This window comes from Bradyrhizobium sp. HKCCYLRH1030, assembly GCF_051168395.1.
Taxonomy (GTDB): Bacteria; Pseudomonadota; Alphaproteobacteria; order Rhizobiales; family Xanthobacteraceae; genus Bradyrhizobium.
The window spans coordinates 951,050-967,057 of the sequence record NZ_JBNPUY010000001.1 but is presented as its reverse complement, the minus strand read 5'-3'; the positions used below and the strand labels follow the sequence as shown (position 1 = coordinate 967,057).

Here is a 16,008-nt window from a genome sequence, read left to right as displayed (position 1 = left end):
TGCGCGCCCATTCTGCCAGGGCGCCCAAATGACATAAATGGCTAAGTTCCCTCGTTTCAGGACATCAGGGTCGCTCCACGGCGATCGCAGTCGCCTCGCCGCCGCCGATGCACAGTGCGGCCACGCCGCGCTTCAGCCCGCGCGCTTTCATCGCATGCAGCAGCGTCACGATCAGCCGCGCGCCGGTGGCGCCGATCGGGTGGCCGAGCGCACAGGCGCCGCCGTTGACGTTCAGCCGGTCACGCGGGATGCCAAGGTCGCGCTGCGCGGCCATGGCAACGACGGCGAAGGCCTCGTTGATCTCGAACAGGTCGACATCCTCGACGCGCCAGCCGACCTTGTCGAGCAGTTTCCTGATCGCCGGAATCGGCGCCGTCGTGAACCATTGCGGCTCCTGGCTGTGGGTGGCGTGGCCCTTGATCTCCGCGATGACAGGCAGCCCGTCGCGATCGGCACGCGACCGCGCGGCGAGCACGAGCGCCGCGGCACCATCCGCGTTCGCGGAGGACGCTGCGGGCGTGATCGTGCCGTCCTTGCGGAACGCCGGGATCTTCACCGGATCGACCTTGAGCGGATGCTCGTCGTTGGCGACCAGGCGCGGGCCGGATTTCTCGACGATCGTGATCGGGGCGATCTCGGCCTTGAACGCCCCGCCTTCGACCGCCTTGCGCGCACGCGTCAGCGTCTCGATGGCGTAGGCATCCTGGTCGGCGCGGGTGAACTGATAGGCCTCGGCCGTGGCCTCGCCGAAATCGCCCATCGAGCGTCCGGTCTCATAGGCGTCCTCCAGGCCATCCAGCATCATGTGATCGAGGATCCGATCGTGGCCAGCACGATAGCCGCCGCGCGCCTTGGTCAGCAGATATGGCGCATTGCTCATGCTCTCCATGCCACCCGACACGACGATCTCGGCGGAGCCCGCCCGAATGACGTCGTGCGCCAGCATCGCGGCCTTCATTCCGGAGCCGCAGACCTTGTTGATGGTGGTGGCGCCGGTGGCGTCGGGCAGGCCGGAACCGCGCGCGGCCTGCCGTGCCGGAGCCTGGCCCTGGCCGGCCGACAGCACGTTGCCCATGAACACCTCCTGGACCGCATCGGGCGAAACGGTGGCGCGTTCGAGCGCGGATCCGATCACGTGCGCGCCGAGCTTGTTCGCACTCAGCGGCGAGAATTCGCCCATGAAACGGCCCAACGGCGTGCGGGCGGCGGACAGGATCACGACGGAATCGGACGAGGCCATGACAAGGCTTTCTGATGAAATATGATAATCATCATATAATAATCTCTCGCAAGAGGAAACCCCGGCGGTCCCTGCTGAACCGTCGTGAAGCTGGCGCGAGGCTGCCGGGATCTGCGAGGCGAGACTTGGAGAAACTTGCTATCGCTTGCGGTCGATGAAATGTTGCATCAGCCGTTTCGGCTCGTCGGTGAGGAACGACCGTCCGAAGGCGCCGATCGATATCTCGATGGACTCCTTCAGCGGCAGCTCCTCCCATTGCCGCAGCAGAGCCTTCTGCGTCCGCAGCGCTTCGGGACCGCAGGCGAGCAGGGATGCCACGGCCTTCTCGACCGCGATGTCGAGTTCTCCCTCGGCGGCGACGGCATCGACGAGGCCCCAGGCGAGAGCGGTCGGCGCGTCGATCGTCTCGGCGGTCATCAGCAGCCAGCGCGTGCGGCCCCAGCCGATGAGACGTGGCAGCAGCGCGGCATGAATGACCGAGGGAATGCCGACACGCACCTCGGGCATGCCGAACTTGGCGTCGTGTCCCGCGACACGGATATCGCAGGCCGCTGCGACCTCCAATCCGCCACCCAGACACCACCCCGGCATCCGCGCAATCACGGGGGCAGGAAAATGTCGCACCGCTTCGCAGAGCCCGGCAAGTCGCGAGATGAAGGTTTCCGCTGAAGCCTGGTCCAGCGTTGCCATCTCCTTGATGTCGGCGCCGCCGATCATGCTCTTCCCGCTTTCGCCGGCCAAAACGAGAACGCGAATGGCGGCGTCGGAGGCGAGCGATCGCAGCCCGGCTTCCACGTCGAGAATCGCCGCCGAACCGAGAATGTTGAGCGCGCCTGCATTGCAGATCGTCAGCCGAACGACGCCTTGGCCGTCACGACTCACGCCGCAGTGGGAATTGAGCATGTCCATGGTCGTCCTCGTCGGGTTCCTAGGCAACAGGGGTGTGCCGGGAATAAATCAGGCCAGCGAAGTTGATTTAGATCAACTCGAATTCATCAAATAGCTGCAGCGAGCAGGACGCAGAGCTGTTATAGTATGACCGCAGACATTCAATGGGACGGCAATGCGTTACTCTCCGGAACACAAGGCGGAAACCCACGCGCGGATCGTGCGCAAGGCATCGGTGCGGCTGCGCGAGCGTGGCGCTCATGGTGTCGGGGTTGCAGACCTGATGAAGGAGGCCGGACTGACTCACGGCGGCTTCTACGCGCATTTCGATTCGCGCGAGGCGTTGGTCGTGGAGGCGTTCGGTTATGCGATCGATCGTTCGATGGAGCATTGGCGCAAGCTGCTGGACCAGTTGCCGCCGCAGAAGCGGCTCTCGGCCATCGTCGACGGCTATCTGTCCGCCGGCCATCGCGACGATGTCGGTCACGGCTGCGCGGTTCCTGCGCTCGGAGCGGAAATCGCCCGCGAGAGCGCCAAGACCCGCAAGGCCTTTGCTGCGAAGCTGGAAGAGTTGATCGACCTGTTCGCCGAGTACATCGTCGACGTACCGGCCAAGACTGCGCGAAAGCGGGCTTCGGCGATGCTCGCGACTCTGGCGGGGACGCTCGTGATGGCGCGACTCATGGGCAGCGGCGAATTGTCAGACGATATCCTGAACTCCGGGCGCGAGGTGGCGCTGGCCGTCGCCAGCGGAGGTGGGCCGGCGGGCAGGGCACCTGTGCGGGCACCCGCAAAAAGGCCCGTGAAGAAGGCGGTAGCCGCGAAGCGCTGATCCGTCGCGCGGCTCGGATGCGGGACGCGGCACGCTGCACGCCGCGGGGTCTGCAGTGATCGTGCCGACCGAGCGAAGGGGCGGCATTTTCGCAGCGCCGATCAGCGCTTAGACCCTTCCCAAACGCCGCAAAGACTGCAAGATGCCGGCCAATTCGGCACTGCTTACCCCTGCGGAGGATACCCCATGCGTTCGATCGGTCATTTTATTGGCGGCAAAGAGGTCAAGGGCACGTCTGGACGGACGGCCGATGTCTTCGAGCCCATGACCGGCGACGTTCAGGCCAAGGTCGCGCTGGCGTCCCGCGCCGAGCTCCGGGCCGCGGTCGAGAACGCCAAGGCGGCGCAGCCGGCCTGGGCCGCCACCAATCCGCAGCGCCGCGCGCGCGTCATGATGAAGTTTCTGGAGCTCGCGCAGCGCGATTACGACCAGCTCGCCGAGCTGCTGGCCCGCGAGCACGGCAAGACCGTTCCAGATGCCAAGGGCGACATCCAGCGCGGCCTCGAGGTGGTTGAGTTCGCCTGCGGCATTCCGCATTTGATGAAGGGCGAGTACACCGAAGGTGCCGGTCCGGGCATCGACATCTATTCGATGCGCCAGCCGCTCGGTGTCGTTGCCGGCATCACGCCGTTCAATTTCCCGGCGATGATTCCGATGTGGAAGTTCGCTCCCGCCATCGCCTGCGGCAATGCCTTCATCCTGAAGCCGTCGGAGCGCGATCCGGGCGTGCCGATGAAGCTCGCCGAGCTGATGATCGAGGCCGGTCTGCCGCCGGGCATCCTCAACGTCGTCAACGGCGACAAGGAGGCGGTCGACGCCATCCTCGAGGATCCGGACATCATGGCGATCGGCTTCGTCGGCTCGTCGCCGATCGCGCAGTACATTTATGAGCGCGCCGCCGCCCACGGCAAGCGCTGCCAGTGTTTCGGCGGCGCCAAGAACCACGCCATCGTGATGCCCGACGCCGATCTCGACCAGGCCGTCGATGCGCTGATCGGCGCCGGCTACGGCTCGGCCGGCGAGCGCTGCATGGCGGTGTCGGTTGCGGTGCCCGTCGGCAAGACCACGGCCGACCGGCTGATGGAGAAGCTGATCCCGCGCGTGGAAAGCCTCAAGATCGGCACGTCAGTCGACCCATCGGCCGATTTCGGCCCGCTGGTCACCCGCGAGGCGGTCGAGCGCGTGAAGAACTACGTCGACATCGGCATCAAGGAGGGGGCGACGCTCGCCGTCGACGGTCGCGGCTTCAAGATGCAGGGCTATGAGAACGGCTTCTACATGGGAGGCTGTCTGTTCGACAACGTCACCAGGGACATGCGGATCTACAAGGAGGAGATCTTCGGGCCGGTGCTGTCGGTCGTTCGTGCCAAGGACTATGCCGAGGCGCTGGCGCTGCCGTCGGAGCATGATTACGGCAACGGTGTCGCGATCTTCACCCGCGACGGCGACGCCGCGCGCGACTTCGCGGCCAAGGTCAATGTCGGCATGGTCGGCATCAACGTGCCGATCCCGGTGCCGATCGCCTACTACACCTTCGGCGGCTGGAAGAAGTCCGGCTTCGGCGATCTCAACCAGCACGGCCCGGATTCGATCCGCTTCTACACCAAGACCAAGACGGTCACCTCGCGCTGGCCGTCCGGCGTCAAGGAAGGCGCGGAATTCTCGATCCCGTTGATGAAGTGATGAGATGAACTGACAACAGTGGGAGCCCGCTAGGGCTCCCACTCCGTCATTGCGAGGAGCGAAGCGGCGAAGCAACCCAGGCTGCCTCCGCGGAAAGACTCTGGATTGCTTCGCTTCGCTCGCAATGACGGAGTGTCAAGAGGCGCCACGGCCAACAAACAAGACCAGGAAACGCGGAGAACGGATGCAGTTCGCTCTCGACGAGGATCAGATCGCGGTGCGCGACATGGCGCGCGCCTTCGCGGCGGAGAAGATCGCGCCGCATGCGCTGCGCTGGGACGAGGAGAAGCATTTTCCCGTCGATGTGATGCGGGAGGCCGCAAGCCTCGGCATGGGCGGCATCTACATCCGCGACGATGTCGGCGGCTCGGGTCTCAGCCGGCTCGATGCGACGCTGATCTTCGAGGCGCTGGCGACGGGCTGCCCCACGGTGTCGGCCTTCATCTCGATCCACAACATGGCCTCGTGGATGATCGACACCTTCGGTACCGAGGCCCAACGCCAGGCTTACCTGCCGAAGCTCTGCGCCATGGACCTGATCGCGAGCTATTGCCTCACCGAGCCGGGCGCGGGCTCCGATGCGGCGGCGCTGCGCACGCGCGCGGCGCGCGAGGGCGACGACTACGTGCTCAACGGCCAGAAGCAGTTCATCTCCGGCGCGGGCGCCACGGATATCCTCGTTGCGATGGTTCGCACGGGAGCCGACGGTCCCGGCGGCATCTCGACCCTGGTGATCGATGCCAATACCCCCGGCGTGTCGTTCGGCGCCAATGAGCGCAAGATGGGCTGGAACGCGCAGCCGACGCGCGCGGTGATCTTCGAGAATGCGCGCGTTCCGGTGGCCAACCGGCTCGGCGAGGAGGGCATCGGCTTCAAGATCGCCATGGCCGGGCTCGACGGCGGCCGCCTCAACATTGCCGCGTGCTCGCTCGGCGGCGCGCAGGCCGCGCTCGACAAGACGCTGGCCTATACGAAAGAGCGCAAGGCGTTCGGCAAGCGGCTCGACGAATTCCAGGCGCTGCAGTTTCGCATCGCCGACATGGCGATCGAGCTGGAGGCGGCACGCACCTTCGTCTGGCGCGCGGCGGCTGCGCTCGACCGCAAGGATGCTGACGCGACCATGCTGTGCGCTATGGCCAAGCGCTTCGGGACCGATGTCGGCTTCGAGGTCGCCAACCAGGCGCTGCAGCTGCATGGCGGCTACGGCTATTTGAGCGAATACGGCATCGAGAAGATCGTGCGTGACCTGCGCGTGCACCAGATCCTCGAAGGCACCAACGAGATCATGCGCCTGATCGTGTCGCGCAAGCTGATCGAGGCGGCGCGATGACCGAGGCTATCGAAGGCGACCTGATCGTCCGCCGCGAAGGCTCGGCCGGCATCATCCGGCTGAACCGGCCGAAGGCGATCAACGCGATGACGCTGGAGATGTCGATGGGCATCGACGCCGCGCTGGATCGGTTCGAGGGCGATCCGGCCGTCGCAATTGTCGTGCTCGAAGGCGCGGGCGAGCGTGGACTTTGTGCAGGCGGCGATATCCGCGGGCTCTATGAGAGCTCGAAGACGAATGGCGATCTCGGCAAGGTGTTCTGGCGCCAGGAATACATCATGAACGCGCGCATCGCGGCGTTTCCAAAACCCTATGTCGCCTACATGGACGGGCTGGTGATGGGCGGCGGCGTCGGGCTGTCGGCGCATGGCCGCCACCGCATCGTGACCGAGAAGACCAAGCTCGCAATGCCAGAAGTCGGTCTCGGCTTCTTTCCCGACGTCGGCGGCACCTGGCTCTTGTCGCGCGCGCCCGGCGAACTCGGCGCCTATTTCGGCCTGACCGGGCAGACCATGAACGGGCCCGATGCGATCCATGCGCGCTTTGCCGATGCAGTGGTGCCGACCGAGAAATGGCCGGCGCTGCGCGAGGTCCTGACCAAAGTCAGGCCGGGGACGCTGTCGATCGAGATCGACCGGCTGATCGCAGGCTTCGCGACGTCGGAGACGTCCGGCCCGGTGGCGGCGCAGCAGGCCAAGATCGACGCCTGGTTCGCCCATGACAGCATGCACGACATCTTTGCCGCCTTGAAAGCGGACGGCTCGGAGCTCGCGTTGGCGACGCTGAAGACGCTGCAGGAGAAGTCGCCGCGCGGCATGGTCGTGACGCTCGAGCTGCTGCGATTGGCACGCGGTGCGGCGTCCCTGGAGGAATGCCTGGTGCGCGAGTATCGTGCGGCGCTCGAAGTGTTCCGCAGCGACGATTTCCGCGAGGGCGTGCGTGCGGCGATCATCGACAAGGACCGCAATCCCAGATGGTCGCCGCCTGATGTCGATCAGGTGACACCGGACATGCTGGCGCCATATCTTGCCGAGATTGGCGCCGACGAGCTGACCTTTCCGCAGAGCAGATAACAATCAGGTCGAGGGGAGAGAACGAACCATGGCAACGATCGCATTCATCGGCCTCGGCAACATGGGTGGACCAATGGCCGCCAACCTGGTCAAGGCCGGCCACAGGGTGGTCGCGTTCGATCTGGTCGAGGCCTCGCGCGCCCAGGCCAAGGCCGATGGCGCCGAAATCGCCGACAACGCCATCGCCGCGGCCAAAAGCGCCGATGCCGTCGTCACCATGCTGCCGGCCGGCAAGCATGTGCAGGCAGTCTGGAACGAGGTCGTGCCGGCGATGTCCAAGGGCGCGCTAATCATCGATTCCTCGACCATCGACGTCGAGAGCGCGCGCGCCGCGCATGCGCTGGCCACAAGGCACGGCATCGCCGCCGTGGACGCGCCGGTGTCCGGGGGCACCGGGGGCGCCAAGGCCGCAACGCTTACCTTCATGTGCGGCGGCGAGGAGAGCGCGTTCGCTGCGGCCAAGCCGATCCTTGAGAAGATGGGCAAGAAGATCGTCCATTGCGGCGGCGCCGGCGCGGGGCAGGCGGCCAAGATCTGCAACAACATGATCCTCGGCATTTCGATGATCGCGGTCAGCGAGGCGTTTGCGCTGGGTGAAAGGCTCGGCCTGTCGCATCAGGCGCTGTTCGACGTCGCATCGACCTCGTCGGGGCAGTGCTGGTCGCTGACATCCTATTGCCCGGTGCCGGGCCCGGTGCCGGCTTCGCCCGCCAACAACGACTACAAGCCCGGCTTTGCGACCGCGCTGATGCTGAAGGACCTCACGCTGTCGCAGGATGCCGCCAAGGCCGCCGGCGCGGCGACCCCGCTTGGCCAGCACGCGCAGGAGATCTACAAGGCGTTCGAGGCCGCCGGCCATGGCGGCGTCGATTTTTCCGGGATCATTCAGCACGTTCGCAAGCTCGCCGGGACCACCTGATGACGACATTCAAGGACGCACGCGCGTTTCTGCTGGCGCATCGCACCGACTACGATGCGGCCGTGAAGGGTTTCCGCTGGCCCGATGCCGTCCCGTTCAACTGGGCGCTCGACTGGTTCGATGCCGAACTCGCGTCCGATCCGGAGAGCCGCGACCGCACCGCGCTTTGGATCTTCGACGCCGCGCAGGACCGCCAGACCAAGCTGTCGTTTGCGGCGTTGTCGCGCCGCTCCAACCAGGTCGCGAATTTCCTGCGCGCGCAGGGCTTGAAGCGCGGCGACCATCTGCTGCTGCTGCTCGGCAACGTCGTGCCGCTGTGGGAGACGATGTTGGCGGCGATGAAGCTCGGCGTCGTCGTGATCCCCGCGACGACGCTGCTGACCACCGACGAGTTGCGCGATCGTCTGGAGCGCGGCCGCGCCAAGGCCGTGGTCGCGGCGCAGGATCAGGTTGCGAAGTTCGCCGATCTGGGCGCCGATGATCTCGTCCGCATCGTCGTCGGCGCGCCGGCGGCACCTGCCGGCTGGCTGCCGTTCGAGCAGGCGGCCGGCGTGGCCGAGGCGTTCACGCCGGATGGGCCGACGCAGCCGGATGATCCGATGCTGCTCTATTTCACCTCGGGCACCACGGCCAAGCCGAAGCTGGTGCGGCACAGCCATCGCAGTTATCCGGTCGGCCATCTCTCGACCATGTACTGGCTCGGCCTGCAGCCGGGCGACGTGCACCTCAACATCTCCTCGCCGGGCTGGGCCAAGCATGCCTGGAGCTGCTTCTTCTCGCCCTGGAATGCCGGCGCCACGGTATTCGTGGTCAATCAGCCGCGCTTCGACGCCAAGGGGCTGCTCGCGATCATCAAGCGCTGCGGCGTCACGACGCTGTGCGCGCCACCCACGGTGTGGCGGCTGTTCATCCAGGAGCATCTCGCCGACTTCAAGGTCTCGCTGCGCGAGGCCTGCGGCGCCGGCGAACCGCTCAATCCGGAGGTGATCGATCAGGTGCGTGCCGCCTGGGGGCTGACGATTCGCGACGGCTATGGCCAGACCGAAACCGCGGCGATCGTTGGCAACTCGCCGGGCCAGAAACTGAAGATCGGCTCGATGGGGCGGCCGCTGCCGGGCTATCGCGTCGAGGTCGCCGACATCGACGGCAATCTCTCCGGCGAAGGCGAGATCACGCTGGCGCTCACCGGCGAGCGTCCGGCCGGACTGATGCAGGGCTATCAGGGCGACGACGGTAAGCTGTCGGGCGCCGATGGCATGCGCTACCGCACCGGCGACGTCGTGTTCCAGGACGATGACGGCTATCTCACCTTCGTCGGCCGCTCCGACGACGTGTTCAAATCGTCCGACTACCGCATCTCGCCGTTCGAGCTGGAAAGCGTGCTGTTGGAGCATGAGGCCGTCGCCGAGGCTGCCGTTGTGCCGTCTCCGGATCCCATCCGTCTTGCTATACCGAAAGCCTATGTGTTGCTGACGGCGGGCGCGGAGCGCTCGCGCGCCACTGCGCTGTCGATCTTCACCCATTTGCAGGCGCGCCTGGCGCCATTCAAGCGCATCCGCCGGCTCGAGATCGTGAGCGAGCTGCCGAAGACGATCTCCGGAAAAATCCGCCGGGTGCAGCTGCGCCGGCTGGAGCACGAGGACAACCGCACGGACCATCTGCGCGGCACGGAATTCAAGGAAGAGGATTTCCCGGAGTTGAAAACGAGGCCATCCGGGCACGAGGTGTAGGAACGCATGAACAAGATCTGGAAGAAGCCGCCGATTTCGCTCGAAGCCTATCAGGCCATGGTCGGCCAGGAGATCGGCGTGTCGTCATGGCACGTGCTCGATCAGAAGCGCATCGACACCTATGCCGACGTGATCGAGGATCATCAGTTCATTCACGTCGACCCCGAGCAGGCCAAGGCGACGCCGTTCGGCACCACGATCGCGCACGGCTTCCTGACCATGTCGCTGCTGTCGGTCATGTCCTATGAGGTCATGCCGGCGATCGAGGGTACGGCGATGGGCGTGAACTACGGCTTCGACAAGCTGCGCTTCATCTCGCCGGTGAGATCGGGAAAACGCGTGCGCGGCCGCTTCGTCCTTGCCGAAGCCACTCTGCGCAAGCCGAAGGAGCTGCAGTCGCGCACCAACGTCACGGTCGAGATCGAGGGCGAGGACAAGCCCGCGCTGGTCGCCGACTGGATCGGACTCATCTATCTGAGCTAACTCACCTCGTCACAACCCACCCTTCGTCATCGCCGGGCTTGACCCGGCGATCCATCAAGTCCGAGAGTCTTTCGAAGTGGATGGATGCCCGGGTCGAGCCGGGGCATGACGAGCGACAAATAGGAACGACACATGGCAATCAGATTCGACGGACGCGTCGCCATCGTCACCGGCGCAGGCAATGGTTTGGGGCGCGCGCATGCGCTGGGGCTGGCGAGCCGCGGCGCCAAGGTCGTGGTCAATGATTTCGGCGGCGCGCGCGACGGCACCGGCGGCTCGATGACCGCGGCGGAGACGGTGGTCGAGGAGATCCGCAAGGCCGGCGGCACCGCGATGGCCGACGGCGCCGACGTCTCGAATTTCGAGCAGGTCACCGCGATGGTGGAGCGCGCCAGCAAGGAGTGGGGCAGCGTCGACATCATGTGCGCCAATGCCGGCATTCTGCGCGACAAGTCGTTCGGCAAGATGGAGGTTGCCGATTTCGCCAAGGTGCTGGATGTGCATCTGGTCGGCACTTTCTACTGCTGCAAGGCGGTGTGGAACGGCATGCGCGAGCGCAACTACGGCCGCATCGTCATGACGACATCATCCTCCGGTCTGTTCGGCAATTTCGGCCAGGCCAACTACGGCGCGGCCAAGACCGGCATGGTCGGCCTGATGAACGTGCTGGCGGAGGAGGGCCGCAAGACCAACATCCGTGTCAACATCATCTCGCCGACGGCCGCGACCCGCATGACCGAGGAGCTGCTGCCGCCGCAGGCTCTGGAGCTGATGAAGCCGGAATCGATCACGCCCGCGGTGGAATATCTGCTCAGCGAGGACGCGCCCACGCGCACCATCATGGGCGCGGGTGCGGGCTCGTTCGCGGTCATCAGGATCCTGGAGAGCGAGGGCATCAACCTGCCGCCGGAGGAGTGGACGCCGGACGCGATCGCCGCGCATTTTGCCGAGATCAGCGACATGTCGAAGGCGCGGGCGCTGCAGGGTGCGTTCGAGCAGACACAGAAATACGTCGGTCAGGCCGCAGCGCGGCTGGGGATCAAGCTGTAAGGCACCATACGCATCGCACCCTCCGCCGTCATGGCCGGGTCAAGCCCGGGCATGACGACCTGTTGTGTGGTGACGCCATGGCCCTAAACTCCAGTCATGACCTTATCCAAGCAAGTTGCCGTCATCGGAGCCGGGCCGGCCGGGCTGATGGCGGCCGAGGTGTTGGCTGAGGGCGGTGCCGCCGTCACCGTCTACGACGCGATGCCGTCGGTCGCGCGCAAATTCCTGATGGCAGGGCGCGGCGGCCTCAACCTCACCCATAGCGAAGAGCTGTCCGCCTTCCTGTCGCGCTATCGCGAGGCGGCGGCGTGGCTGGAGCCGGCCATCCGCGCGTTCCCGCCGCAGCGGCTGCGCGACTGGTGCGAGGCGCTCGGCGAGCCCACGTTCATCGGCTCCTCCGGCCGCGTGTTTCCGACCGCGATGAAGGCCTCGCCGCTGCTGCGCGCGTGGCTGCGCCGGCTGGCCACGCAGGGTGTGCGCTTCGAGCTGCGGCATCGCTGGACCGGCTGGGACGAGGCAGGGCGGCTGACATTCGAGACACCGGCAGGACTGCGCGCGATCACGGCCGATGCGACCGTGCTCGCGCTCGGCGGCGCCAGCTGGCCGCGGCTCGGCTCCGACGGGGGCTGGGCATCGCTTCTCGCCGCGAAGGGTGTCGCGATTGCGCCGCTGCGGCCGGCCAATTGCGGCTTCACTGTCGCCTGGTCGGACATCTTCCGCGGCCGCTTCGAAGGCCAGCCGCTCAAAGGCATCGCGCTGTCGTTTGCTGATCGCAGCGTCCGCGGCGAGGCTATCGTCACGCGCGACGGCATTGAAGGCGGCGCGGTCTATGCGCTGTCCGCCGAGTTGCGCGAGGCAATCGCTCTGGAAGGCGCGGCCATTCTTGACGTCGCGCTGCGACCCGATCTTGCGACCGCCGATCTGGTCAAGCGGCTGTCAGCGCCCCGCGGCAAGCAGTCGTTCTCGAATGTCCTGCGCAAGGCGCTGCAACTGTCCCCCGTCGCGATCGGCCTGCTGCAGGAGGCGGCAAAAGCGCAAGGCCTGTCGCTGTCATCGCTGTTGCCGGACCGTCTCGCTGCACTGATCAACGCCGTGCCGATCAAGCTGACGGGCACCGCCGGACTGGCGCGCGCGATCTCCAGCGCCGGCGGCATCGCGCGTGACGAACTCGACGCCGACTTCATGCTCAAACGCCTGCCCGGCGTGTTCGCCGCCGGCGAAATGCTCGACTGGGAAGCCCCGACCGGCGGCTACCTGCTGCAGGCGTCGTTTGCGACCGGGGTCGCCGCGGGGAAGGGCGTGTTGAAGTGGCGTGCGGGGGAAATGGCAGGCAATGTCTGACCAGCTTCCCGAGCCCTGGTCTTGGATGACGGACGATCAGCTCCGCGCCGCGTTCGAAGAAGAACTTGCGCGCGAAGTAGGTCCCAATCATGCGCTGGCTAATCGGTCCCTCAGGATCGTCGCCCGACGCGAGGACTGCGACGACGTTCTTGTAGCGCTCGGGGGAGGCTGCGTGGCTCAAGTCCATTTGACGTGGACACGGCGCCGCGAGCTTGATCCTCGCTGGCCCGAGGCCGTCATCTACGATTCCATGGAAGATTGGCGGAACAGTTGCAGTGAATAGCCGAGCGGGCGGCCACAAACACCGTCGTCATTCCGGGGCGCCCGGAGGGCGAGCCCGGAATCCATAACCACGATCGGGCGTATGGATTCCGGGCTCAGCCGCTAGTGCGGCTGCCCCGGAATGACGCTGCGAGAGAGTTTCGCCCTACCGCAGCTTGCCGCGGGCGGCGACCGGCAGCGTGCCCAGGATCTCCTCGCCGCGGACCATGACGACCTCGTCCATCATGTTGACGACGACGCAGACGTGGTTGGGGATGATGCGCACGACGTCGCCGACATTGGGACGGGTATTGCTGCGCGACAGGTCGAGGAAGCCGTGCTCCTCGGCGAAGCGCGCGATCTTCGCTTCCGGGTGCTCCAGGATCAGTCCGTGGCCGTCGAGGCCGCCGGTATCCGTCGTCAGCGTCTTAGAGCCGGCGTCGAGGATACCGCGCTCCGGTGCAGCGCGGCTGACGACGGTCGAATAGATGTGCAGCGCGCAGTCGTCCCAGGTCGCGACACCGGCGGCGACCTGCATGCGGTCGTTGTAGATGTAGGTGCCGGGCCGATGCTCGGTGGCGCCCTTGAGCTTGCCGAGATTCTTCAGGTTGGGCGAGCCGCCGGTCGAGACGATGGCCGCGTCCAGCCCGTCGGCGCGGACGCCGGCCAGCGCCTCGTCATAGAACCGCTGCGCCTCGTCCCAGCCGGTCTCGGTCGGATACAGCATGAAGCCGGCGAAGCGCAGGCCGTCTGACGCTGCGATCTGGCGCGCGAGCTGGATCGCTTCCGTCGGCGTCTCGACGCCGGCGCGCTTGCGCCCAGTGTCGCATTCGACCACGACCGAGAGCGTGCGGCCGGATTGCTTTGCCGCCTGCGGCAGGCCGGCGATCACGGTCGCGTTGTCGGCGGCGACCGTCATGTCGGCCTTGGCTTGCAGCGCGGCGAGGCGTGCCATCTTCTCCTCGCCGATCAGGTTGTAGCTGATCAGGATATTGTCGATGCCGGCACCCGCCATGATCTCAGCCTCGCCGATCTTCTGGCAGGTGATGCCTTGCGCGCCCGCCTCGATCTGCAGCTTCGCGAGCACCGGGCTCTTGTGCGTCTTGATGTGCGGCCGGTTGGCGACGCCCGCGGCCTCGCACTGGGCCTGAATGCGCGCGATGTTGCGCTCGACCCTGTCCATGTCGATGACGGCACAGGGCGTGCCGTACTCCCGGGCGATCCTGGCGGCGAGCGGGGTGGTCATGTCATTTACTCCATGTTGCCGTCATTGCGAGGAGCGAAGCGACGAAGCAATCCAGAGTCCGGCTGCAGCCCCGGATTGTTTCACGTCGCTCGCAATGACGAAGTGATTTCGATGAACGTTACGCGCCCTCGATCTCCTCGCGCAGCACTTCGAGCTCGAGCCAGCGGTCCTCGGCGGCGGTGAGCTCGGCTTGCGCAGTGGCGATCGCGAGGGAGGCGGCGTCGAATTTCTTGCGGTCTTTCGCATACAGCGCGGGGTCGGCGAGCACGGCCTGCTGCTTGGCGATCTCGGCTTGCAGCTTGGCGATCGTCTTCGGCAAGGTCTCCAGCGCGTGCTTCTCGTTGAAGGAGAGCTTGCGCTTCGGCGCGCTCGCAGGCGCCGTGGCCGCGTGCTTGGTTTCCTTCTTCTCCTCAGCCGCCTTGGCATGCTGGCGCTTCAGGTCGGCGCCGCGTTGCGCCAGCATGTCGCTGTAGCCGCCGGCGTATTCCTGCCATTTGCCGTTGCCCTCGGGGACGATCACCGAGGTGACCACGCGATCGAGGAAGTCGCGGTCGTGGCTGATCAGGATCACCGTGCCCTCGTAGTCGCCGAGCATGTCCTCGAGCACATCGAGTGTCTCCAGGTCGAGATCGTTGGTCGGCTCGTCCAGCACCAGCAGGTTCGATGGCTTGGCCAGCGCGCGCGCCAGCATCAGCCGGCCGCGCTCGCCGCCGGAGAGCACTTCGAGCGGCGTGCGCATCTGCTCGCGCGAGAACAGGAAGTCCTCCATGTAGCCGACGACGTGCTTCGGCTTGCCGGCCACCATGACGTGATCGCCGCGGCCGCCGGTCAGCGCTTCGGCGAGCGTCGTCCGGGGATCGAGGCTCTCGCGGTGCTGGTCGAGCGTCGCCGTCTCCAGATTGACGCCGAGCCGGATGCTGCCGCTGTCCGGCTCGCTGCCGCCGGTGAGCAGGTTGACCAGCGTGGTCTTGCCGGCGCCGTTCGGGCCGACGATGCCGATGCGGTCGCCGCGCTGGATGCGGATGGAGAAGTTGTCGACGATCTTGCGATCACCAAAGCTCTTCGAAGCGCCCTTCGCTTCGATCACCAGCTTGCCGGACTTGTCGGCCTCGGCCGCGGCGAGGTTGGCGGCGCCCGCCGTGCCGCGATAGTCGCGGCGCTGCTGGCGCAGCGCATGCAGGTTGGCGAGCCGCTTGACGTTGCGCTTGCGGCGGCCGGAGACGCCGTAGCGCAGCCAGTGCTCTTCGTTGACGATCTTGCGGTCGAGCTTGTGCTGCTCGCGCTCTTCTTCCGCCAGCACCTCGTCGCGCCACGCCTCGAACGCCGCAAAGCCGCGGTCGATCTGCCTGATCTGGCCGCGGTCGAGCCAGGCGGTCGCGCGCGACAGATTGGTGAGGAAACGGCGATCGTGACTGATCAGCACCAGCGCCGAGCTTCGGCCGTCGAGCTCGTTCTCCAGCCATTCGATCGTGGTCAGGTCGAGATGGTTGGTCGGCTCGTCCAAGAGCAGGATGTCGGGGTTGGGCGCGAGCACGCGCGCCAACGCCGCGCGGCGCGCCTCGCCGCCGGAAACATGCGCCGGATCTTCCTCGCCGGTGAGGCCGAGCTGCTCGACGAGATAGCGCGCCTGATAGTGATCGTCGCCGGGACCGAGCCCGGCCTCGACATAGGACAGCGTGGTGGCATGGCCGGAGAAGTCCGGCTCCTGCGGCAGGTAGCGCACGGTGGCGCCCGGCTGCACGAAGCGCGTGCCGCTGTCGCACTCGACGAGGCCGGCGGCGATCTTGAGCAGCGTCGATTTGCCGGAGCCGTTGCGGCCGATCAGGCAGACGCGTTCGCCCGGCGAGACCGACAGCTCGACGCCCTGCAGCAGGGCGGTGCCGCCGAAGGTCAGGCGGATGTCCTTGAGTTGGATGAGAGGCGGCGCCATGG

At 66.3% G+C, this 16,008-nt stretch carries 12 protein-coding genes and 1 pseudogene; 9 read left to right on the top strand and 4 right to left on the bottom strand.

What is annotated here, in order from left to right:
* Positions 1–64: 64 nt before the first annotated feature.
* Together ACQR1E_RS04415 and ACQR1E_RS04410 are read right to left on the bottom strand one after the other, a co-directional pair.
* Positions 65–1,240 carry a thiolase family protein gene (locus tag ACQR1E_RS04415; protein ID WP_434896726.1) on the bottom strand — a complete coding sequence of 392 codons (1,176 nt, stop codon included), beginning with the start codon at positions 1,238–1,240 and terminating at the stop codon, positions 65–67.
* A 138-nt stretch (positions 1,241–1,378) separates the two neighbouring features.
* Positions 1,379–2,149: an enoyl-CoA hydratase gene (locus ACQR1E_RS04410; protein ID WP_315714441.1), complete on the bottom strand. Its 771-nt coding sequence runs from the start codon at positions 2,147–2,149 to the stop codon at positions 1,379–1,381.
* 154 nt (positions 2,150–2,303) lie between these two features.
* On the opposite strand from ACQR1E_RS04410, the gene ACQR1E_RS04405 reads away from it, so the two are divergent.
* From ACQR1E_RS04405 to ACQR1E_RS04365, 9 genes and pseudogenes are all read left to right on the top strand, one after another.
* Positions 2,304–2,960, top strand: a complete 657-nt coding sequence (locus ACQR1E_RS04405; RefSeq protein WP_316192704.1) for a TetR/AcrR family transcriptional regulator — start codon at positions 2,304–2,306, stop codon at positions 2,958–2,960.
* A gap of 186 nt (positions 2,961–3,146) precedes the next feature.
* Positions 3,147–4,643, top strand: coding sequence for a CoA-acylating methylmalonate-semialdehyde dehydrogenase (locus ACQR1E_RS04400; RefSeq protein WP_434896725.1), 1,497 nt, complete (start codon positions 3,147–3,149; stop codon positions 4,641–4,643).
* A 184-nt stretch (positions 4,644–4,827) separates the two neighbouring features.
* The gene (locus ACQR1E_RS04395; protein WP_434862701.1) at positions 4,828–5,973 is read left to right on the top strand and encodes an acyl-CoA dehydrogenase family protein; all 1,146 of its coding nucleotides are present in this window, start codon (positions 4,828–4,830) and stop codon (positions 5,971–5,973) included.
* Positions 5,970–7,046 (top strand): enoyl-CoA hydratase/isomerase family protein, encoded by a 1,077-nt coding sequence (locus ACQR1E_RS04390; RefSeq protein ID WP_315714437.1) that lies wholly within the window; start codon positions 5,970–5,972, stop codon positions 7,044–7,046. The genes ACQR1E_RS04395 and ACQR1E_RS04390 overlap by 4 nt, the downstream gene beginning before the upstream one ends.
* A gap of 10 nt (positions 7,047–7,056) precedes the next feature.
* Positions 7,057–7,965: pseudogene (gene mmsB, locus ACQR1E_RS04385) on the top strand (3-hydroxyisobutyrate dehydrogenase); the annotation flags it as partial.
* Positions 7,965–9,695, top strand: a complete 1,731-nt coding sequence (locus tag ACQR1E_RS04380) for an AMP-binding protein (RefSeq protein ID WP_434896724.1) — start codon at positions 7,965–7,967, stop codon at positions 9,693–9,695. The pseudogene mmsB and the gene ACQR1E_RS04380, both read left to right, overlap by 1 nt.
* Positions 9,696–9,701: 6 nt before the next feature.
* On the top strand, positions 9,702–10,178 hold the full coding sequence (locus tag ACQR1E_RS04375; RefSeq protein ID WP_315827400.1) for a MaoC family dehydratase: 477 nt from the start codon (positions 9,702–9,704) through the stop codon (positions 10,176–10,178).
* A gap of 132 nt (positions 10,179–10,310) precedes the next feature.
* Complete coding sequence (locus ACQR1E_RS04370; RefSeq protein WP_315749769.1) at positions 10,311–11,228, top strand: SDR family NAD(P)-dependent oxidoreductase; 918 nt, start codon at positions 10,311–10,313, stop codon at positions 11,226–11,228.
* A 96-nt stretch (positions 11,229–11,324) separates the two neighbouring features.
* On the top strand, positions 11,325–12,569 hold the full coding sequence (locus tag ACQR1E_RS04365; RefSeq protein ID WP_315714432.1) for an NAD(P)/FAD-dependent oxidoreductase: 1,245 nt from the start codon (positions 11,325–11,327) through the stop codon (positions 12,567–12,569).
* Positions 12,570–12,996: 427 nt separating this feature from the next.
* Here the strand turns inward: ACQR1E_RS04365 and ACQR1E_RS04360 are convergent, their stop codons facing one another.
* Together ACQR1E_RS04360 and ACQR1E_RS04355 are read right to left on the bottom strand one after the other, a co-directional pair.
* Positions 12,997–14,076: a D-TA family PLP-dependent enzyme gene (locus ACQR1E_RS04360; protein WP_316164617.1), complete on the bottom strand. Its 1,080-nt coding sequence runs from the start codon at positions 14,074–14,076 to the stop codon at positions 12,997–12,999.
* Between the two features lie 118 nt (positions 14,077–14,194).
* A complete protein-coding gene (locus ACQR1E_RS04355) occupies positions 14,195–16,006 on the bottom strand; it encodes an ABC-F family ATP-binding cassette domain-containing protein (protein WP_316172000.1) in 1,812 nt (603 codons plus the stop codon).
* Positions 16,007–16,008 lie beyond the last annotated feature (2 nt).